The sequence below is a fragment of the Streptomyces sp. NPDC093064 genome (assembly GCF_044754605.1).
In the GTDB taxonomy this organism is placed as follows: Bacteria; Actinomycetota; Actinomycetes; order Streptomycetales; family Streptomycetaceae; genus Streptomyces.
On the sequence record NZ_JBIVPK010000011.1, the window covers coordinates 23,510 to 44,624 of the forward strand.

General features: G+C 69.9%; 14 protein-coding genes and 2 pseudogenes. 11 read left to right on the plus strand and 5 right to left on the minus strand.

The genetic code is table 11. From position 1 onward, the window contains the following. Nucleotides 1–59 precede the first annotated feature (59 nt). From ACIQFZ_RS15660 to ACIQFZ_RS15685, 6 genes and pseudogenes are all read left to right on the plus strand, one after another. Nucleotides 60–2,519 (plus strand): AAA family ATPase, encoded by a 2,460-nt coding sequence (locus ACIQFZ_RS15660; protein ID WP_402691443.1) that lies wholly within the window; start codon nucleotides 60–62, stop codon nucleotides 2,517–2,519. Continuing rightward, nucleotides 2,519–2,887, plus strand: a complete 369-nt coding sequence (locus ACIQFZ_RS15665; protein WP_402691444.1) for a hypothetical protein — start codon at nucleotides 2,519–2,521, stop codon at nucleotides 2,885–2,887. The genes ACIQFZ_RS15660 and ACIQFZ_RS15665 overlap by 1 nt, the downstream gene beginning before the upstream one ends. Nucleotides 2,888–2,988: 101 nt before the next feature. Beyond that, on the plus strand, nucleotides 2,989–6,375 hold the full coding sequence (locus ACIQFZ_RS15670) for an ATP-binding domain-containing protein (protein ID WP_402691445.1): 3,387 nt from the start codon (nucleotides 2,989–2,991) through the stop codon (nucleotides 6,373–6,375). A gap of 116 nt (nucleotides 6,376–6,491) precedes the next feature. Continuing rightward, nucleotides 6,492–6,699: pseudogene (locus tag ACIQFZ_RS15675) on the plus strand (hypothetical protein); the annotation flags it as partial. 373 nt (nucleotides 6,700–7,072) lie between these two features. Beyond that, complete coding sequence (locus ACIQFZ_RS15680) at nucleotides 7,073–7,519, plus strand: SRPBCC domain-containing protein (RefSeq protein WP_402691446.1); 447 nt, start codon at nucleotides 7,073–7,075, stop codon at nucleotides 7,517–7,519. After that, entirely contained in the window at nucleotides 7,516–7,884 is a 369-nt protein-coding gene (locus ACIQFZ_RS15685) for a metalloregulator ArsR/SmtB family transcription factor (protein ID WP_365432225.1), read from the plus strand. Before ACIQFZ_RS15680 ends, ACIQFZ_RS15685 begins: the two co-directional genes overlap by 4 nt. An 82-nt stretch (nucleotides 7,885–7,966) precedes the next feature. Here ACIQFZ_RS15685 and ACIQFZ_RS15690 read toward each other — a convergent pair. The 3 genes and pseudogenes from ACIQFZ_RS15690 to ACIQFZ_RS15700 all read right to left on the minus strand — a co-directional run. After that, nucleotides 7,967–8,449: pseudogene (locus ACIQFZ_RS15690) on the minus strand (helix-turn-helix domain-containing protein); the annotation flags it as partial. A 591-nt stretch (nucleotides 8,450–9,040) separates the two neighbouring features. Next, nucleotides 9,041–10,699, minus strand: a complete 1,659-nt coding sequence (locus ACIQFZ_RS15695; RefSeq protein ID WP_402691447.1) for an IclR family transcriptional regulator C-terminal domain-containing protein — start codon at nucleotides 10,697–10,699, stop codon at nucleotides 9,041–9,043. Between the two features lie 187 nt (nucleotides 10,700–10,886). Then, entirely contained in the window at nucleotides 10,887–12,179 is a 1,293-nt protein-coding gene (locus ACIQFZ_RS15700) for a M6 family metalloprotease domain-containing protein (protein WP_402691448.1), read from the minus strand. A gap of 389 nt (nucleotides 12,180–12,568) precedes the next feature. Between ACIQFZ_RS15700 and ACIQFZ_RS15705 the strand changes: the two genes are divergently transcribed. Further along, nucleotides 12,569–13,222: a helix-turn-helix domain-containing protein gene (locus ACIQFZ_RS15705; protein ID WP_365428551.1), complete on the plus strand. Its 654-nt coding sequence runs from the start codon at nucleotides 12,569–12,571 to the stop codon at nucleotides 13,220–13,222. Nucleotides 13,223–13,447: 225 nt separating this feature from the next. Further along, entirely contained in the window at nucleotides 13,448–14,995 is a 1,548-nt protein-coding gene (locus ACIQFZ_RS15710; protein WP_376651970.1) for an MFS transporter, read from the plus strand. A gap of 122 nt (nucleotides 14,996–15,117) precedes the next feature. Here the strand turns inward: ACIQFZ_RS15710 and ACIQFZ_RS15715 are convergent, their stop codons facing one another. After that, nucleotides 15,118–15,651: a MarR family winged helix-turn-helix transcriptional regulator gene (locus tag ACIQFZ_RS15715; protein WP_383056593.1), complete on the minus strand. Its 534-nt coding sequence runs from the start codon at nucleotides 15,649–15,651 to the stop codon at nucleotides 15,118–15,120. A gap of 101 nt (nucleotides 15,652–15,752) precedes the next feature. Between ACIQFZ_RS15715 and ACIQFZ_RS15720 the strand changes: the two genes are divergently transcribed. Together ACIQFZ_RS15720 and ACIQFZ_RS15725 are read left to right on the plus strand one after the other, a co-directional pair. Then, nucleotides 15,753–16,544 (plus strand): dioxygenase, encoded by a 792-nt coding sequence (locus ACIQFZ_RS15720; RefSeq protein ID WP_402691449.1) that lies wholly within the window; start codon nucleotides 15,753–15,755, stop codon nucleotides 16,542–16,544. A 445-nt stretch (nucleotides 16,545–16,989) separates the two neighbouring features. Then, complete coding sequence (locus tag ACIQFZ_RS15725) at nucleotides 16,990–17,988, plus strand: RNA polymerase sigma factor RpoD/SigA (RefSeq protein WP_402691450.1); 999 nt, start codon at nucleotides 16,990–16,992, stop codon at nucleotides 17,986–17,988. A 405-nt stretch (nucleotides 17,989–18,393) separates the two neighbouring features. Here the strand turns inward: ACIQFZ_RS15725 and ACIQFZ_RS15730 are convergent, their stop codons facing one another. Further along, nucleotides 18,394–19,392 (minus strand): helix-turn-helix transcriptional regulator, encoded by a 999-nt coding sequence (locus ACIQFZ_RS15730; RefSeq protein ID WP_383056588.1) that lies wholly within the window; start codon nucleotides 19,390–19,392, stop codon nucleotides 18,394–18,396. A 62-nt stretch (nucleotides 19,393–19,454) separates the two neighbouring features. On the opposite strand from ACIQFZ_RS15730, the gene ACIQFZ_RS15735 reads away from it, so the two are divergent. Next, the gene (locus ACIQFZ_RS15735) at nucleotides 19,455–21,005 is read left to right on the plus strand and encodes an MFS transporter (protein WP_376651967.1); all 1,551 of its coding nucleotides are present in this window, start codon (nucleotides 19,455–19,457) and stop codon (nucleotides 21,003–21,005) included. Nucleotides 21,006–21,115: the final 110 nt, after the last annotated feature.

Below are 21,115 nucleotides of genomic sequence, written 5' to 3' on the forward strand. Positions count from 1 at the left end.
CGGTCGCAGCCGGTGTCCCACCCCTCCTCCGCATCAGCACCGGACCCCGGGAGACACCCATGACAGTGACGGAACGGCCCGAACAGAACGTGCTCCACCCCACCCGCCCCGCCCAGCCGGCCCAGGTCGAGCAGCCCGTCCCCGTGGCAGAGCTGGTGCAGACGCGCCTGGCGGCCGCAGACCTCACCGAGGCCGTGAAGGTGATCCTCAAGGAGGCTCTGGGCGACGGCGAGATCCAGGAGGCCGCCCAGGCCGACCGGATCTACCTCGAGTCCGTCGCCGTCGCCCGGTTCCGCGGCATCGGCCCTCGTGCCTGGCTGAAGCTCGGCCCCCGGCCCGGCGTGAACCTCGTCGTCGGCCGCAACGGCTCCGGCAAGTCCAGCATCGCCGAGAGCATCGAGACGGCCTTCACCGGCACCAACCTGCGGTGGCACGGAAAGGACGCGACGCGCAGCCGCAACTGGCGCAACCTCCATGACACCGGCAAGCCGGAGATCGAGGTGAAACTCGCAATTGAGGGCGACACCGGCCGCAGCACACTTACCCGGACGTGGAAGGGCGAGGACTTCAGCGACTCGGAGGGTGAACTCAAGCGACCTGGGCACGGCCGTGTGCCCCTTGACCAGGCGGACTGGAGGCAGGCGCTGACGGATTATCGGCCCTTCTTGTCGTACGTCGACCTGGACCGCATGATCAGCGGCAAGCCCTCTGAGATGTACGACGCCATCGCCACCATCCTCGGCCTGGGGCAGCTCAGCACTGCTGGTAGCCGGCTCCGCGAGGAGGCCAAGGCGCTCGACGACGCGGCAAAGGCGGCGAAGGCGGAGCTGCCGGGCCTCAAGGAAGGCTTGTACGAGCTCGAGGACGACGAGCGCGCGGTAGAGGCACTCGTGGCAATCGACACGAAGGGAGCCCCCGACTTCGCGACCCTTGAAGCACTGGTCAGTGGTCTGCCCAACGCCGACGAGGGTCTGCTCGCCGAGCTGCGCGCCGAGGCCGACGTAGAGGGACCCGACATGGCGCGGGTCGGTGCGGCTGTGGACCGGCTGCGCAACGCCCTTGCCGACGTCGAGGACCTGCGCGGTACCGGCGCCGAAGACGCTCTGCAGCGTGCGGAACTCCTCGAGCGGGCGGTGGCTCACAACGACCGCCACCCCGACGAGGACTCGTGCCCCGTGTGCCGGACCGACGGGATGCTGGACGCTGCCTGGGCCACGGATGCCACCGCCCAGATCGCCGCACTGCGGCAGGAGGCGACGGCCGCCGCGGAGGCGCGCAGCGAACTTCGGTCGGCCGCTCGGGCTGTGCAGGACCTCGTCCACACGCCCGGGCGGATCCCCGTCGCCTTGACCGATTTGTGGGGCGCCTGGACCGCCTGCCGTAGGATCAGCGATCCCGCCGAACTCGCCCGGCGCGCCCACGAAGCCGTCGCACCCCTGGCCGACGCCTGTGCTGCGGTCAAGGAGAGGGCCTGCAGGGAGCTGGAGAAGCGGGACGAACGCTGGCGCAGGCTCGTCACCCGCCTGGCGGGCTGGGCGGAGAAGGCCCGTGCCGTAGAGGCGAACAGGGGCCGGCTGCGTGACCTCAAGAAGGCCAGCACCTGGATCAAGGCCCTGGCCGCCGAGCTGCGGGAGCAGCGCATGGAGGGCTTCGCCGACCAGTCGCAGCGGATCTGGGAGAGGCTCCGCCAGGAGAGCAACATCGACCTCAAGGCTGTAAGCCTGAAGGGCAGCGAGAAGGCCACCGTCCGCAAGCTCGTCATGGACGTCTCCGTCGACGGTCAGGAGGCCTCGGCGCTCAGCGTCATGAGCCAGGGCGAGCAGCACTCCCTCGCGCTGTCCCTGTTCCTGCCCCGGGCCGCCACCGCCGACAGCCCGTTCGGCTTCATCGTCATCGACGACCCCGTTCAGTCCATGGACCCCGCCAAGGTTCACGGACTCGCCCAGGTCCTGTCCGAACTCGGCAAGCACCGGCAGGTCGTCGTGTTCACCCATGACACCCGGCTCCAGCGGGCCTTCGCCAGCCAGGAACTGCCCGTGACCGTGTTCGAGGTCGACCGGGGTACGTCGTCGAGGGTGACGGTCAAGCCCGTGACCGATCCGGTCGCCCAGGCGCTCGCCGACGCCATGGCCATCGTCAGCACCCCAGGCCTTCCGTCGGCGACGCGGACCCATGTGCTGCCCAGCCTGTGCCGTATCGCACTCGAAAACGCCTTTCTAGAAGCCGCCTGGATCCGGCACCACCGCTCCGGCGGTTCCGAGCACGCGCTGCAGGCCGCCGTCGGCGACGCCGACAAATTCAGGAAGATCGCTGCGCTGGCCCTGTTCGGCGACATCGGGCGGACCGCCGACGTCGACCAGGAACTGCGCACCCGCTACGGAGCACAGGCGGCGTACCTCATCAAGCAGTGCCAGTCGGGTGCCCATTCCGGGGGCGCGCAGATCACTGACGCGCGCCGTTTCGTGAAGGACGTCGAGGCCCTAGCGCAGAAGGTTCGCAAGCCGGAGGTGACCGCGTGATGACTGGTCCTGCCATCTCAGTCGAAGACCTCCTGCTGACGGCCGACCGGCTCCTCGCCGGCAACCTTGGCGCCACGGCCTCCGGCCGTAACCGCGGAGCGGCCCTGGCACTGCGGACCGCCTTGGAGATCGCTGTCGGCCAGGTGCTGGACACCGCGGTGCCGGGGCTGTCCAGGACAACGGCGAGGGCCCGGATGCTCTGCCTGCGCTGCTACGCCGCTGCGGAGACTGCCCGGCGGGCCAAGGCTGTCTGGTCTCACCTGTGTCTGGGGTGCCACTACCACCAGTACGAGATCGGCCCCACGCACGGCCAGGTCCTCGCCTGGCGGACGGAGGTCGGCGAGCTGGTCCGAGAATTGGGACTCTGACTGGGTGTCATCAACCGATTTTTGATAGTTCTTTCGCCGGGGTACGGGCGCAGGCCCGTAGCGGCGTCCTTCGTTCGGGGCGTCGCAAGGGAGGGATGCACATGGGCACCACCACGCGTGACGAGATCATCGCCGTCGAGCAGAAGGCGGTGGACCACGCGTATGACTGCTATGCCGCGCGACTGGCTGAACTTTCCGGGGGTTCGGTCGCCTCGGCCTCCGCCAGCGGCAAGGACAGCGTCGCCAACCGGATCGAAGTCGAGGAGCGGGCGGCGTCGTACGGCGGTCTCGGCAACGAATCCCTGGTCATCAGCCGTGTCGACGTACAGGACGAGCCTGACCCCTGGTACGTGGGACGACGTGGCGTCAGCGATCCCGCAACTGGTGACCGTGTGGTCCTGCTGTGGACCAGCCCACTGGCCAAGAAGTGGTTCGAGGTCCGGCCTGACGCGCCGGGCGAGGTTCTCCTGCGGAGGCAGTTGCGCTGCGTCCAGCGTGTCGTCGAGGACTACTTCGACGAGATCGCCCCCGCAGCCACCGTTCCGCAGCCGCGGCCGGCGGTGGACGACGCAGAACCGGAGGCGCTGCCTGCGATTCCCGCCACCGGCATCCAGAAGGGGGGAGTACCACGACCGCCCGTTCCCAGCCCCGTCCTCACCCCCGCCGACATCGTCCGCATCCAGCGCCAGAAGCCACTGCAACCCGACGAGTTCCTGCTGCGCGAGCTCCAGCGCTCGCGCCGCGGCAACATGCGGGACATCGTCGAGACCATCCGCCGCGACCAGATGGAGTTGGTCACCGGTTCGCCCACCGACGTCCTCGTCGTGCAGGGCGGCCCGGGTACCGGCAAGTCCGCGGTCGGCCTGCATCGCGTGACATGGCTGGTCAACAACGAGCACTTCAAGGCGCAGGACATCCTCGTCGTCGGCCCTCACCAGGGGTTCCTCGACTACGTCGGGCAGGTCCTGCCCACCCTCGGCACCCGAAACGTCAACGCTGTGCAGGTGACCCGCCTGTGGGACGGCGAGATCCTCGGTACTGACACACCTCAGGGGCGGGTCGTCAAGTCCGACGAACGCATGGCGGCCGTCCTGCGTCAGCGCGTTGAGCACGAGTGCCGCCCCGAGGCAATCGACGAGTTCACCAGCACCCCTTCCTACAAGGACGCCAAACCAGAACTCACCGTCACTGCTGGCAGCACCACCCTGCGCATCCCGCGCTCGGAGGTCCTCGCCCTCTTGGAGGAAGTACGCGAAGGCGAGGGCTCCTATCGTGAGCGCCGCGACCGCTTCCGTAGCCTGCTCGTCGACCGCCTGCTGCAGGAACTCGTCGCAGTAGCCCCGCGCCGCAGCGGCGGTGACACGATCCGTCGCGATCTGGAACGCAACCGCCAAATCGAGCGCCTGATCGAACGCATCTGGCAGTCGCCGGGTGCCAGGGAGGCTCTGCGGAGCCTCTACGACTCCCAAGACCTCTTGCGCACCTGCGCCGACGGCGTCCTCGACGTCGAGGAGCAGGCAGCCCTGCACCGCTCCAGAGCCGACAAGGCCGACGCTGACTCCTGGACCCTCGACGACCACGTCTGTCTCGAAGAACTGCGGTACCTCATCACCGGGGAGACCCCGCAACGCTACGGGCACATCGTCGTCGACGAAGCCCAGGACCTGACACCCATGCAGGCCCGCTCCCTGCGCCGACGCTCCGCGGTGAACGGCTCCATGACCGTCCTCGGCGACCTCGCTCAGGCCACAGGTCCCCACACCTACACCGATTGGGGCCGCCTCGGCACCCTCCTTTCCGACCACGGCGACTGGCGCGTGGCAAAGCTGAACACCAGTTACCGCGTACCCGCAGAAATCATGGAATTCGTCGCGCCCCTGGCCTGTACGATCGCCCCCGCACTGCCCTACCCGCAGGCCATACGTGAAGTCGGGGAGGACGCCGTCCAGACGTTGGCAACCGAGCCGTGGAAGCTACTCGACGAAACTGTCGCCCAAGCCACCCGACTCCTCGGCACCAGCGACGGGAACACTCTGCGCTCCGTGGCTGTCATCGTCCCCGATGACTCCGGCTGGCTCGACGAAATCAGCCGCCATCTGGATCAGTCCGCCAGCATCACCGACGAACGGCGGGAGGCCGTTTCCGTCCTGGCTGCCGCCCAGGCCAAGGGCATGGAATACGACCACGTCCTCGTCGTCGAACCTGCCACCATCGCCAACCGCGGCCCGGCCGGCCTTCGCCAGCTCTACGTCGCTCTCACCCGCAGCACCCAGAGCCTGACCGTCCTGCACACTTCCCCGCTCCCGGAGGCTCTCACGGACACCGACAGCACCACCGAAACGGCAACCGTCCAAGCCGGACCAAACATGGCAGACGGCCACGTCCCCGAGATCGGTACCGACATCCATGTCCGAGTGATCGGCCAAGCCCCCGGCGGCCGCTACAGGGTCAAAGCCCTGTCTCCCGTGATCGACGTCCCTTTGCTTCTGACCGTCCGCCACGGCTCGGCTCCCCCACGTGCCGGCGAGGAACTGGACTGCTGGGTGTTCGCCCACGAGAAGACCCACTGTCTGCTCACCGCAGATCAGCGCGGGCGCCAGCCCATCTCAACCAGAATGGCCGAGCGTTACGTGGCGGCACTCGGCGTTCTCGACGAACTGGCCAATGGTGACGGCACCGTTCCGGAGAACGCCCGCGAACGTCTCTCAGAGCTCAAGGGCATGGTCAACCGCGTCCTCCGCCGCGACCAGGTGGACTGGGTGGACGTGCGGCGTGTGCTCGGATCTCCGGACAAGGACGGCCTGAGCCTCCTGCGCGATCTCGCGGCGAACACCAACCGCGCGCTCAAGGACAACCGCCTGGACGTGAACCGACTCCAGGAGGACTTGGCGCGCACCGGCTGGGCCCAGCCCCTAGTCGAAGCCCGCGAGGCGCTACGACACCGCCTGGCTGCCTCGCCCGAACCGGGAACCGAGACTGCACCCGTCTCAGCCATCCAGCAGCCCGCGCAGAAGGAAGCCGAGCCCATGACACCCGTTGAAGAGATGCCCGCGACGCCGGCAGCGCCCGCGAAGGATCTTCTGGACACACTGGAGACTGCGGCGGCTGCTGACCGCACGTGCAAGAAGCACGAGGCGGTGCGCCACGCCCTGATGGCAGACCTGCTCTGGGCGGACCTGCAGCCGACCGAGTCCCCGATCATCGATGTCAGCCGCGTCGCTGAGGACGGCCACTTCCTTTACGAGGTTCTCGGAGCCGGACGCTCCACTTACGCCGACCTCCGCGCGGGCGCCACCCGCCTCCTGGAGATCAACCACACCCTGTCCACTGCCGCCGACCGCCTCTACCTGGTCCTGTCCGAACCGCCCGTCGAGGATTGGTCGGCCGATGCCTTGCATGGCATCTTCGGCGTCCACGTGCTCTGGCGCAGCCCTGGCAGCTGGGGCGGCCGAGATGCGGAATCCGCCCTAGGCTCGGGCAAGCCGTAGCAGGATCACACAGGCGGGAGACCAGGCGGAAACAGCGGCGGTCACCAGTGCCGTCATCGGCGTACGCAGCCTCGACCTTCACGTGCCTGAGCGACTGGCCGAGGAGCAGTTTCCCTATGGCGCGCTTCGTCACCGTGCTGCTGATCGGCAGCTGGTTTTTGTTGCGGCAGAGTTCGCCCTGGCCGCGCCAAGCGGCACCGCGTGGGGAAGGCCGTGGCCCAGGGTCAGCGCGGCGCCAAGGTAGCGCTGACCGGCATTGGTATGCGCGAGCTGTCGCTGATGCTGGCTGGTACCCGCAAGGACATGGCCTTGAGCCTGAGTGGCTGGCCGATGAGGGCGCTGACCGCGGCGTCGATCAGCCTCCGCTGCATGGCGAACCCCGCCACCTGGACCACCGCGCCCGGCTCGCAGACGGCGGACCCTCGACCGAGAGCGGGATAGTCCTTAGTGGTTGGTTACGGAAGCACTTCGGGGGTTGACGCGGCGGTTGGTTTCGTGGCCGAGGTGCGCAGGCGCGCCGACCGCTGGTGGGATGCGGTCATTACGGTCTTTGAGCAGCCCCGCGGCCCTCACTCAGCCCCCATCCAACATCGCCAACCGACGATGAGCGCCTAGGTGCAACCCTTGGGTTGCACCTGAAGGGTTCGATGTGCAACTCTGAAGTTGCACTCAATGGCAATGACAGAGGAGTCCCCTCATGAGTGAGGACCGGATCGAACGCGAAACCCTGATCGCGGCACCCCTGGAGCGGGTCTGGTCGCTGGTGGCCCAACCCGGGTTCTGGGTGGCCGACAAGGCGAGCCTGCCCGGCACCGTGGCCAGGGAAGGCGAGTCGATGATGGCGAAGAACGCCGAGCACGGCGACTTCCCGGTGCGCGTGGAGAAGGTCGAGCCGCCCACGTACCTGGCGTACCGCTGGACCAGCGCGTTCCCTGGAGAAGAGCTGCGCGAGGACAACAGCACCCTCGTAGAGTTCACGTTGACCCCGGAAGGCGACCAGACGCGGCTGCGCGTCGTCGAGAGCGGGTTCGCGGCGCTGGCCGGGTCCGATGAGCTGCGCAGTCAGAATCTGAAGGACCACAGCGAAGGCTGGCCCCTGGAGCTCGACGCGCTCAAGACGCGCGCCGAACAGCCCTCCACGTGACGGAAGAACGTCCCGGCGCCGCCGAGGTCGTCGACAGCGTCCTCGGTGCGCTGGCCGACCCGACGCGACGTCAACTGCTTGACCTGCTCGCCGCACAGGGCGAGGCCACCGCAACAACGCTGGCCGAACACCTACCCGTCTCGCGGCAGGCGGTGGTCAAGCACCTCGCCGTCCTGGACGCCGCCGGGCTGGTTTCCGGCAGCCGGATCGGGCGCGAGGTGCGGTACGCGGTGCGGCCTGCGGCGCTGGACACGACGGCACGGTGGATGGCCTCGCTCGCGGCCGACTGGGACCGGCGGTTGGCGAACATCAAACGCGTCGCTGAGGCAGCGGAGCGGGATTCGAGTTCGACACGCCCCGATTGAAGGGAAGCACGCTATGGACACGACAGTCCTTCGCAGCGCCTACGAAAGGTTGCTCGATGCGGCGGCCATCCCCGGCGGTGGTCCGCGAGGGCAGCATCCGGGCCGTGATCATCCTCGAGTAGCCCGACACCATGACCAGGACCGGAGGCCGACCCGTCTGCCCGTAGCCGAGCGGGATGTCCGCCGGCGGGAACCACAGATCGCACGGGGCGAGCTCACCGGGCGAGTAGACCGTGCGCGAGACCGGGTCGACCGGCAGATAGGCCGGCCGCAGCTCGCGCACCCGCTCCTTGAGGATGGTCAGGCCGCGGTCCCACCCGATCCGCTCGGCGATCACCGTGGCCGGCATCGTCGGAGTCTGCTTCAACAGCTCGCGGATGGCCGGCTCGACCACGTCCACGGCCGAGCCCTTCAGCGGGCGCTGGTAGACCGGCGGCCGGTCCGAGGCCAGGGCCCGCAGGACAGTGCCCCTGGAGATCCCCAACTGCCGGGCCACCGCCCGGGCCGACAGGCCCTCGGCCCGGTGCAGCCGACGGATCTCAGCCCAGTCCTCCACGCCGATCACCTCTCTTCCCTCCTGACTCCCGTACCAGTGAAGTCAGGATGATCAAGAGATCACGCAGTGGCCCGCTTTTGATCCGCCGTCCGTGGTCCTCATTTCACCCGTCGACGACAAAGACCCGCCCTACCGTGAGATACCTCACACATCGGGGTCCTGACACGTCTCATCCCGAGCCGTGCGATACCTCACATCCGCCAGGAAACAACGAGAAACGGACCCCTCCAGGCTGCGGGGTGGGTGAGTTGGGCACATTGCAAGGCTGCACGGCTAGCTATTCAAGTAGCAAGCGGTGTGCCGTCCTATGGGTGAGACCCTCACCCCACAGCGTCAGATGTGTGGTGCCAGTGGGGGGCGCCCCTGCCACCGCCAGTGCACAGGTTGCGGTGCATCACGGCATCGTTCCGTCGGGTGCGATACCTGTCGTGAACTGCGAAAACACTGCAGAGACGTTTGGGATTCCGCGCTGCAGCGTTTGCGGGCGTCGCATGGCATTAGGCCTGAGCTGCGACGACGGAATTTCCCACAGATCCCACGAAGGCGGATCGTGGCGTGTGGGCCACAGGCGTCAGCGTACCGGATTGGGGCGGTGGGGAGTCAGGCCAGGGCGACACGGGTGAAGCGGGAGGCCATGTGGAGGTCTTCCTCCAGGTGGTGGGCGGTTCGGACCAGGGCGGGGAGGAGGTCTTCGACGCACTCCTCGCGGGTGTGGCGGGCCGCGTGCAGGGCGATGTTCGTCGCGGCGACCGCTCTGCCCGCGCGGTCGCGGATGGGGACGGCGATCGAGCGCACGCCCTGTTCCAGTTCCTCGTCGACCAGGGCGTAGCCGTGGCCTGCCAGGAGGGCTCGGCCCAGGGACGTCGCGCGGGCCGGAAGGCGGGCGCCGACCGTGATGTCGACGCTCATGATGCGGCTCGTGGTGGCACGCGCCGTGTACTGGATCTCCTCGCCGGACGGCGTCAGCACGGCGAGGGAGGTCGTCTCGTGCACGCGGGCCGCCAGGTCCTCCAGATGCGGCTGGGCGATCCCGGACAGGGAGGCGCGGGAGAGGGGCGGGAAGCCCAGGGACAGGACTCGGGGGGTGAGCGTGAATGTACGGGTGTCCCGGGACTGGCTCACCAGGCCCAGGTGCTCGTAGGTGATCAGCGCCCTGCGCGCCGTCGCCCTGGCCAGGCCCGTGGCCTTGGCCACCTCCGTCAGGGTCAGGGCGGTCCGGCCCTCGTCGAAGGCCGTCAGGACCGTCAGGCCGCGGGCCAGGGATTCGATGAAGTCGCGGCCCAGTTCCTGTTTCGAGGCGGCCGTCCAGGTCGCCAGGCCCGACGGCGGCGGGGCGGGCGCCGGGGGCGGGGCCTCGCGCAGGTCCCGTTCCATGGCCGCGACCGTCTCCCGCAGCCGGGGCAGCAGTGTCGTGCGCAGGTCACGTGCCGAGTGGCGGCTGGTGTGGCTCACCACGCTCGCCACGCACGCGATCCGGCCATCGGCGGGGTTCCGTACCGGGACGGAGACCGCGACCAGGCCCGGTTCGATCAGCTGGTCGTCCAACGACCAGTCCTCCCGGCCGGCTTGAGCGGTTCGTTCCTCGAAGTCGTCCGGCCGTCCCGGCGAACGTGGCGGTACCGCCGGGAAGTTCCGGTCCTCCGGGTCGGCCGAGCGGCGCTCGTGCCAGCGGTGCCAGTCCTCGTCCGTCCACTCCGTGGCGAACAGCGCGCCCGGCGCGGTGCGTTCGGCCGGGAGCAGGTCGCCGATGCGGAAGCTCAGGGACATCGCGCGGCGGCGGGTCGCCTGGTGGATGAAGCGGATTCCGTCGCGGTCGCCGACCGCCAGTGACACCGACTCGTCCAGTTCGTCGGCGAGTGCGTCGGCGCGCGCCCCGAGCAGGGCCGGCAGGCGCAGGGCGGCCAGGTAGGCGTTGCCCAGTTCCATCAGGCGGGGGGTGAGGACGACGTCCCGGCCGTCGAGGCGGACGTATCCCATCCGGGCGAGCGTCGCCGTGATGCGGTCCACCGTCGAGCGGGCGAGGCCCGTCGCGCGCTCCAGGGCGCTGGGGCTCAGCGCGCCCCCGGCCAGCGTCAGCTGCCGCAGCACCGCTACGCCTCGCATCAGCGGGGCGACCGCCTCGGCGGGTGCGGCGGGTGCGGCGGGTGCCGCAGGTACGGCGGGTGAGGCCGGGTGCGCGTCTGCCGTGGAGGGCCCGGTGCGGGCGTCGGCCCCGGCGGCCCCGTGGGCCTCCGGATCCGTCGTGGTGTTCGCGGGCATCGGTTCGGCTCTCCGGTACGGCGGCGGTCGCAGCAGGCCTACGGTAGTCCGTTCGCGAACTCGTCCGCGTCACTCACCCGCCTCACCCCGCCTCACCCACCCGTCTCACCCCGCCTCACTCCACCTCACCCCATCTCGCCCACCCACCTCGGCCCCGGTGCGCTCCCGCTCCCGCAGACTCCGCGCGTCACTGCCGAGTGACCCGCACCCGGTAGTTCCCCGCGCGGTCGGCCGAGATCACGTCGACGCGGATGTGTGCCTTGGGGTCCTTGAAGGACTCGCCCGGTGCGAAGGGCGCGTCGGACAGTTCCGCCTCGACGTTGGGGCTGCGGGTGCAGCCGCCGGAGTGGGGGTGGGAGTCGTGGATCTTGATCGGGCCCTGCCCGGTGTCGACTTCGGCGTTGACCTTGTAGACCAGGATCCCCGGCCGGCACACCTCCTCGTCGTTGCCCTCCCGGGTGCGTAGTTCGAGGGCGTAGCCGGTTCGTCCGTCGAGGGGGACGAAGACCAGTTTGTGGCCGCCCGCCCGGCCCAGTGGGGTGAGGGTGTACTCGGCGGACCCCTTCTTGGACGCGCAGCTCACCTGGGAGGCGTCCAGCCAGCCCAGCTTCCACTTGTGCCAGCCAAGCAGGTCGTTGTTGGCGCCCCAGTCCTCGCTCATGATGTCCCAGTGGCCGACCGCCTCCCCGCCTTCCTGGGTGTAGAGGTCGGGCAGGCCGAAGACGTGGCCGTTCTCGTGGGGCAGGACGCGGAAGCCGGTGTTCTCGTACGAGCCGGAGCCGTCGTCCTGGCGGGAGTAGATGAAGGAGACGTTTGCCATGGCGACGCCGTTGGCGACGGGCGCGTCCGAGTTGCCGGCGAAGGTCACCGACAGGACCGTGTCCAGGGCGGAGGGGCCCGCGTTCGGAGTCATGAGGATGTTGATCAGGTCGTAGTCCCGGAAGTTCACCGTCGGTCCGGCGGCCTTGACTATGTCCTTGATCAGTTGGCGGTAGCCCGGGTCGAACGGGGCGCCGCGCTCCAGGCCGTAGTCCTTGAACGGTTTCGGCATGCGCAGCCACCGGGTGATCGGGGTCTCCGCGCGGTAGTCGAGGCGGCCGTAGGAGGCGGTGCGGAACCACTCCTGGGTCTGCGGGAAGAACTCGTGGAAGCGGTCGAGCGCGTTGTCCTCGCCGGGCGCGTCGGAGAAGTCGATCATCAGGGTCAGGGCGTGGACGGTGCCGACGGAGCGGGCGTAGCCGGCGGTGGTGGGGACGCCTTCCGACATCTGGACCGAAGAGGCTCCGCTGATCATGCAGGGGATCAGGGCGGGGGAGAGCGCAGCCGTTCCGGTCCCGGTCTCCGGGCCGCCCGCCGTGAGGTGACCGGTTCCCGCGGAGGTGCCGACCGCGAGGATCAGCGCCGTGACGGAGCCCAGGGCGACCGCACGGCGCTTGGGTATCGGGCCTTTACGGCGGCGGCGGGGCGGCTGCACCTGCATGCGTTCACCTTTCGCGCCGGGCAGCCACCGGTTCCCGGCTGCACCCTTGTGATCACCCTGTGTCGCTGGGGCGTTCGGCGCGCGCTGGAGCGGTCCGGTCGTGGGACAGGCCGCCCGGTCGTGCGAAATGCGCGCGTCCAGGTGGGTGTGACCCAGGTCACGGAAAAACTCGCGGCGGTCGGGAAATAACCGGGGACCTCTTCCCCGTTTGGTCATGTGTCCGAGCGAAACGGGGACTCGCTCCCCGGATCGCCCCGTCCGCCCGACTCACCGACCGCCCGCCCGGCGGGCCGGCCGGCCGATCGACCGCCCGACTGACCGACTTACCGGCGGGCCGGCTGACCAGCCGGCCGCGCGACTGACTGACCGACCGACCTGAGGAGTACGCCGTGAAGACCGCGACGACCGCGAATCCCGAACTGCGCAAGGCGACCCGGCCTCGCGCCGACGCCCTGCGCAACCGGGAGCGGATCGTCACGGCCGCCCGCGAGATGTTCGTCGAGCACGGTCCCGAGGTGCCGCTCGACGAGATCGCCCGCCGGGCCGGCGTCGGCAACGCCACGCTGTACCGCAACTTCCCGGACCGCGACGCCCTCGTACGCGAGGTCGTCTGCTCCGTCATGGACCGTACGGCGCGGGCGGCCGAGCGGGCGCTCGCCGAGACGGGCGACGCCTTCGACGCCCTGGAGCACTTCGTGCACGCCTCCGCCGACGAGCGGATCAGCGCGCTGTGCCCCATGGTGTCCAGCACCTTCGACCGGAACCACCCCGACATGGAAGCCGCCCGCACAAGGGTCGAGCACCTCGTCGAGGAGGTCATGGACCGCGCCAAGGAGGCCGGGCAACTGCGCCCCGACGTGGGCGTCGGCGACGTGATGGTCGCCGTGGCCCAGCTCTCCCGGCCGCCGGCCGGCACCGGCTGCGGCAGCATCGACCGCTTCGTGCACCGTCATCTGCAACTGTTCCTGGACGGGCTGCGGGCCCCGGCCCGATCCGCCCTGCCGGGTACGACCGCGACCCTGGAGGACCTCCGCCGAGCCTGACCAGCCGGGAGCGATCGGCCCGGACCCGTACTCCGGCCGTCACCGCGTCACGGCCGGCCGCCGCCCCGCCAACCGAACTCATCATCCGCAACCGAGCCCCGGGCCGACCGTGACGGTCGGCTGCGATCTTCCGACACCACTTTTTCCGCCTTTCCTCGTCTTCTCCTCTTCTTTCCTGCACCTTCTCGTCTTTTTCCGTCACGAAGTTCCGAAGTGGGTACCCCCATGTCTGAAACAGCCGCAAAGGCTCCCGGCGTCCCGGACGAGTCCGGCGATCCGGGCCGCTGGAAGGCGCTCGTCTTCATCGCGCTTGCCCAGCTGATGGTCGTGCTGGACGCGACCATCGTGAACATCGCCCTCCCCTCCGCCCAGCAGGACCTGGGCATCTCCGACGGCAACCGGCAGTGGGTCGTCACGGCCTACGCCCTTGCCTTCGGCGGACTGCTGCTCTTCGGCGGTCGGATCGCCGACCTGTGGGGCCGCAAGCGCGCCTTCGTGACCGGTCTGATCGGCTTCGCGGTGGCGTCCGCGCTCGGCGGCGCGGCCACGACCGGCGCGATGATGTTCGGCGCCCGCGCGCTGCAGGGCGTCTTCGGCGCGCTGCTCGCGCCCGCCGCGCTCTCCCTGCTCGCGGTGACGTTCACCGACGCCAAGGAGCGCGCCAAGGCGTTCGGCATCTACGGCGCGATCGCCGGTGGCGGTGGCGCCGTCGGCCTGATCCTGGGCGGATTCCTCACCGAGTACCTGGACTGGCGCTGGACGTTCTTCGTGAACATCCCGTTCGCCGTCGTCGCCGCGGCGGGCGCCTACTTCGTCATCCGTGAGCCGGCCGGCGGCCGCAACCGCTCCCCGCTCGACGTCCCGGGCGTGGTGCTGTCCACCCTCGGCCTGGTCGCCCTGGTGTACGGCTTCACCCGCGCCGAGTCCGAGGGCTGGAGCGACACCCTGACCGTCTCGATGTTCGTCGCGTCCGCCGTTCTGCTGGCGACCTTCGCGCTGGTCGAGTCGCGGGTGAAGGCCCCGCTGCTGCCGCTGCGCGTGGTCACCGACCGCAACCGCGGCGGGATCTACCTGTCGCTGGGCCTCGCGGTCATCGGGATGTTCGGCCTGTTCCTCTTCCTCACGTACTACCTCCAGGTCGTGCGGGGGTACACGCCGGTGCGGACCGGCTTCGCCTTCCTCCCGATGGTCGCGGGCATGATCACCGGCTCCACCCAGATCGGCGCCCGCCTGATGACCCGCGTGGCACCGCGGCTGCTGATGGGCCCCGGCTTCCTGGTCGCCGCCACCGGCATGCTGCTGCTGACCCAGCTGGAGATCGGCTCCTCCTACGCCGCCGTGCTGCTGCCCGCGATGCTGCTGCTGGGACTCGGCATGGGTACGGCGTTCATGCCCGCCATGTCTCTGGCCACGCAGGGTGTCCAGCCGCGGGACGCGGGTGTCGCCTCCGCGATGGTCAACACCTCGCAGCAGGTGGGCGGCGCCATCGGTACGGCCCTGCTGAACACGATCGCGGCCTCGGCCACGACCTCGTACATCCAGGACCACATCGCGAATGCCGCCACCAAGCCCCAGCAGCAGCTGGTGCAGTTGCAGGCCATGGTGAACGGCTACACCAGCGCCATCTGGTTCGCCGTCGGCATCCTGGTCGTGGCCGCCGTGATCGCCCTGACCCTCGTCGACGCGGGGCGCCCGGGCGGTACCAAGGTGACCGGGTCCGGTTCCGGCGCGGACGCCGAGGACGAGGTGGCGGTGCCGGTCATCGCCCACTGAACCACCCGCTGAACCACCCGCTGAACCACCCGCTGAATCACCTGCTGAGGCGCCCGCTCAGACACTGTTGAGGCGCCCACCAGGCGGTACGTACTTCAACCCCCCCCGGGGCCGTACGTACCTCAGCGGAGCCAGGGCAGGTCCGCACCCGCTTCGTTCGGCTGGAGTCCCTCGGCGACGATCTGCATGATCTCGCCGAGGGACTTCTGCTGTTCCGGGCTGAGACGGTCGAACAGCGCCTGGCGTACGGCGGTCACATGGCCCGGCGCGGTGCGTTGCAGCACCTGGAGGCCCTGGTCGGTCAGGACCGCGAACTGGCCCCGCTTGTCGGAGGGGCAGTCCTCGCGGCGCACCCAGCCGTTCTTCTCCAGGCGGGCGATCGCGTGGGAGAGGCGGGAGCGGGTGATCTTGGCGTCCATGGCCAGCTCGGTCATCCGCAGCCGGCGCTGCGGGGCCTCACCGAGCTTGACGAGGAGGCCGTAGTAGATGTGCGGCATGCCCGCGTCGCGCTGGAGCTGGCGGTCGAGGTGGTCCTCCAGCAGGGTGGTGGCATGCCGGTAGGAACGCCAGACGCGCTGCTCCTCGGCGGTGAGCCAGCGGTGGGCATCGGCCTCGGTGGAGGCGGGCTCGGGGGCGGAAGCGGGTGCCGTGTTCATACGTCCACTGTACGAGCTACTCCTTGAAGGTTAAACAAACCGGGCGTAATGTGAGGACAGAGCTTTAGCTTTCAAGCATCCAGCCGCAGGGAGTCGTCACCATGTCCGCCGCCACCCGGGAGCGCATGCCCGCCCTCTACCTCAGTCACGGTGCCCCGCCGCTCGCGGACGACCCGGTCTGGCCCGGCCAGCTCGCCGCCTGGTCCGCCGAGCTGCCCCGCCCCAAGGCGATCCTCGTCGTCTCCGCGCACTGGGAGGAGGCCCCGCTGGCCCTCGGCGCCACCGAGACGGTCCCGTTGGTCTACGACTTCTGGGGCTTCCCCGAGCACTACTACCGGGTGCGGTACGACGCCCCCGGTGCGCCCGAACTCGCCGAGAGCGTACGGAAGTTGCTGCGTGCGCCCGGAACGCCCGTGCAGGACGTCCCGGACCGGGGCCTCGACCACGGCGCCTATGTCCCGCTCGTCGAGATGTTCCCCGAGGCCGACATCCCCGTGCTCCAGGTCTCCATGCCGACCCTCGACCCGGTCCGGCTCATGGACATCGGCCGCAGGCTGGCGCCGCTGCGCGACGAGGGCGTACTGATCGTCGGCTCCGGCTTCTTCACCCACAACCTGGCCGCCCTGCGGCACACCGGGGGCGGGGTGCCGACCTGGTCCGCGGAGTTCGACGACTGGGGCAGGCGCGCCCTGGAGGCCCGCGACTGGGACGCCCTGCTGGACTTCCTCGACAAGGCCCCGGCCGGCCGGTACGCCCACCCGCGCACCGAGCACTTCGCCCCGCTGTTCGTGACCATGGGCGCGGCGGAGGCCGGTGGTGAGCTGGGCACGCAGAAGTCCGTGATCGACGGCTTCTGGATGGGGCTGGCCAAGCGCTCGGTGCAGTTCGGCTGAGACATGCGCGCCCCCGCTGCGTAAGACGAGGGTGTGGAGAGTCTTGGATTTTCCCGAGAGTCCCTGTTTGCGGCAACCTTCCACCGGAGCGATTCGTCCACCAGGGTGGAAGGCGGTCGAAGAGGTCGAAGGGGGCGATCTTCCCGAAGTGGCGCCATTGGTGTGAGCGGAGTCTCACATACGGGGCATCCGGCGGGGTCCGCGAGGGGCCCGGGAAGCCCTCGGTGCCGCGCTGACCTGCGGTTCCGTATCCGTCAGCGGCGACGTTCGACGGCTGCGGCGAAACAGGGTACTGCATGATCAGAAAATTGGGGGGCGGGTTGGGAATTCTGTCCGGATTCCAGTCGTTGTTTCCATCGGATGCCGGGCACCCGAGGAGAGTTCCGAGGCAGGTGCCAAGCATCTGAAGGACCACCCGCTGACCCACCATCGCAAGGGAGCACGCATGGCAACCCGTGCCGTCGCCCGTCGTCAGTCCGCCACCGGCGAGACGGCCGACGCGGCAAGCAGTGTTCGCGCCCATGGCGGCGAGATCGCCGATCGCGACCTGGTCGGCATGTATCTCGACGAGATCGCGCGTACACCGCTGCTCGACGCCGCCAAGGAAGTCGAGCTGTCCCAGATCATCGAAGCGGGTGTGTTCGCGCGGCAGGTCCTCGACCGGCACGAGGAGACGAAGACGGACGCCACCGAGGAGGAGCTCCGGGCCCTGGTCGCCCAGGGGGAGCGGGCGAAGGACGTCTTCATCCGCTCCAACCTGCGCCTGGTCGTGGCGGTCGCCCGGCGCTACCCGCGCAGCGGCCTGCCCCTGCTGGACCTGATCCAGGAGGGCAACGCCGGCCTGGTGCGCGCGGTGGAGAAGTTCGACTACCGCAAGGGCTTCAAGTTCTCGACGTACGCCACCTGGTGGATTCGCCAGGCGATCACGCGCTCGATAGCGGACCAGTCGCGCACCATCCGGCTGCCCGTCCACCTCGTGGAGGAGCTGGGCCGCATCCGCCGTGTCCAGCGCGAGTTCAACCGGGAGCACGGCCGCGACCCGGAGCCCGCGGAGATCGCCGAGGACCTCGGCTCGACGCCCGAGCGCGTCTCGGACGTCCTCGACTGGGCCCGTGACCCGGTCTCGCTGAACATGTCGGTGGACGACCAGGGCGAGACCCAGTTCGGGGATCTCCTGGAGGACACCTCCGCGGTGTCGCCCGAGCAGTCGGTCATGACGCTGCTGCGCAGCGAGGGGCTCGACGACCTCATCGGCCGCCTCGACCAGCGCACGGCCTCGATCATCAAGATGCGGTACGGCATAGAGGACGGCCGCGAGCGTACGCTCACCGAGGTCGGCAAGGAGCACGGCCTGACGCGTGAGCGCATCCGCCAGATCGAGAAGCACGCGCTGCTGGAGCTGAAGAAGCTGGCCCGCGACACCGGGTTCGACGCGGCGGCGTGAGGCCGTTCCGAACGGGATCCGGCCAGGGAGACGTCCAGGGGCGCGCAGGGATGCCCGTCCCCGAGGACGTTCGCCCCGGCCGGGACGTGGTGAGACCGGGCAGACCGGGCAGACCGGGCGGGTGAGGCTGTCGGCGCACCGGGCGACCGCGTACGCCCGGTGGCGAAAGGCCGCGCAAACATGGCCGTGTACCGCCGCTTCAAGCGGCGGGGGCACGGGAACAACCCTTCAGAGCCCAGGAGTTCGACCGCCGGACGGGTTCCGGACCGGACCGGCTCCAGGCCGCTTCGGCGGAACGCACTGACGTCCAGAGCCACGTCCCGACGCACTCCCCCCGGCGCCGGGACTTTCCCAGAGCCGGGTTTCGGCGCCTCTCCCCCCGGGGCGCCGGAGCCCGGCTCCACTTCAGTCGCCCGGGGCGCGCGCCGCAGGGAAGCCGCCGCCCCCGCCGGCCCGCGTCAGCCGTGCCCCCAACCGCCGTACGCACTGCACGAGTTCGTCGGGCTCCTCCACCGTGAACTCGCACCCGAGCATCGCCAGCCGCACCGCGAGCCACTCCACCCGGTCGCCGACCGTGGCCCGCAGCCGGCAGCCGCCGGTGTCGAGCGGCTCCGGTGCGCCGAGCCACGAGGGCAGCCGCGCCGCGACCACCTCGGCCGGGTCAGCGAAGGCCACCGTGAACGTGTAGGTCTCCTGCCTGCGGTACATCGACTGCCTGAGGTACTCGGCCGCGCTCCCGGTCGGCAGCTCCCGCGGAGCGAACCGCGCACCGGTGGCGAAGGGGTCGCTCACCCGGTCGACGCGGAACGTCCGCCAGTCCGCGCGGTCCAGGTCGTACGCCACGAGGTACCAGCGCCGACCGGTCGACACCAGCCGGTACGGCTCGGTCAGCCGCCGCGACACGGCTCCGTCGCCGGCCCGGTAGGCGAACCGCAGCCGCTCGTACCCCGCCACCGCGGAGGCCATGACGGTGAGCGTCTCCGTCGCGACGCTCGCCCCGTCGCCGCTGGTCAGCGGAGTCGTCGCGGCCTGAAGCGTGGAGACGCGGTGCCGCAGCCGGGTCGGCAGCACCTGTTCCAGCTTCGCCAGCGCCCGCACCGACGCCTCGTCGACGCCCTCGATCGCATGCCCGGCCCCCGCGCGCAGCCCGACCGCGATCGCCACCGCCTCCTCGTCGTCGAGCACGAGGGGCGGCATGGCCTTCCCCGCGACCAGCCGGTAGCCGCCGTCGGCGCCCTTGGTCGCCTGCACCGGATAGCCCAGCTCACGCAGCCGGTCGATGTCCCGCCGGACCGTGCGCCGGGACACCCCGAGCCGGCCGGCGAGTTCGCCGCCGGGCCACTCCCGGGGCGTCTGGAGGAGGGAGAGGAGCTGGAGGAGCCGGGCCGGAGTGTCCGTCGTCATAAATCCGAGGATGCCGCAGAAGTAGGACACGATCTGACCTAATGCCTGCCTAGTTTGGCGTCATGTCCTCCACCGAAACCCTTGCCGACAGCCCGGCCGCGGCCCCGGCCCCCGCCGCCGACCGCCGTCGCTGGTTCGCGCTGGCGATCGTGATGACCGCGGCCTTCATGGACCTCGTGGACGTCACGATCGTCAACATCGCGATTCCGTCCATCCAGCAGGACGCCGGCGCGTCCTTCAGCCAGATCCAGTGGATCACCGCCGGGTACGCCCTCGCCTTCGCGGCCGGTCTGATCACCGGCGGCCGGCTCGGCGACATCCACGGCCGTAAGCGGCTGTTCCTCCTCGGCATCGGCGGCTTCACCCTCGCCTCCGCGCTGTGCGGCTTCGCCGCGAACCCCGACATGCTGGTCGCCGCCCGTCTCCTGCAGGGCGCCATGGCCGCGATGATGGTCCCGCAGGTGCTCTCGATCGTGCACGCCACCTTCCCGGCGCACGAACGTGGCAAGGTCTTCGGCCTGTTCGGCGCGATCGTCGGCCTGGGCGCGGTCTCCGGCCCGCTGCTCGGCGCGCTGCTCACCGAGTGGAACCTGTTCGGGCTGGAATGGCGGCCGATCTTCCTGATCAACCTGCCCGTCGGAGTCCTGGCCCTCGTCCTCGGCAACCGTTTCATCAGCGAGTCCAAGGCCCCTCGGGCCCTGAAGCTGGACCTCGTCGGGGTCGCCCTGGTCACCCTGGGCCTGCTGATGCTGCTCTACCCGCTGACCCGGGGCCGCGAACTGGGCTGGCCGCTGTGGGGGTACGTCTCGATGGCGGGCGCGCTGGTGGTCTTCGCGGGGCTGGTGGCGTACGAGCGGAGCAAGGCGGCGCGGGACGGCTCGCCGCTCATCGAACTGTCGCTGTTCCGGGTGAAGAGCTTCGCCGCGGGCATCGCCGTGCAGACCGTCTTCGGTGTCGCACTGGGCGTGTTCTTCCTGGTCTGGACGCTGTACATGCAGGTCGGCCTGGGCTGGAGCCCGCTGCGGGCGGGCCTGACCGGCGTACCGTTCTCGATCGCCGTGTCCATCGCGGCCGGGATGTCGGTGCAGAAGCTGGTCCCGCGCTTCGGCCGCAAGGTGCTCCAGGCCGGCGCGCTGGTGATGGCGACCGGTGTCCTCCTCTACATCTGGGAGTCCGAGCGGTACGGCCTGCACATCGCCCCCTGGCAGATGGCGCTCCCGCTGGTCGTGATGGGCGTGGGCATGGGCCTGATCGTGGCGCCGCTGACCGACGCGGTGCTCTCGGAGGTCCCGCGTGAGCACGCGGGTTCGGCGTCCGGCCTGATCAACACCGTGCAGCAGATGGGCAACGCGCTGGGACTCGGCCTGGTGTCGGTGGTGTTCTTCGGGGTCATCGGCGACCGCCTGGCCCCGGCCGAGGTGGGCCCGGCCTTCGTCAACGCCTTCCAACACGCGCTGGTGTGGGTGGCGGCGGTGCTGGGCGTCATCTTCGTCCTGATGTCGGCCCTGCCCAAGCGGCCGGGCCGGCAGGCGGAGGACGCCGAGGAGGCCGGGACGGAGGCGGCCGGGGAGCCGGGCGTGGTGGCGCAGCGGGCGGGCGAGCTGGTGGGCTGACCTGCGCGAACGTGGGCCGACCCCGAACGTGGGCCGATGGGCCCGGCACCCTTGGTGCCGGGCCCATCGGCGTACTCGGACACAACCGGAAGTCCGTTCATGCCTGGTTC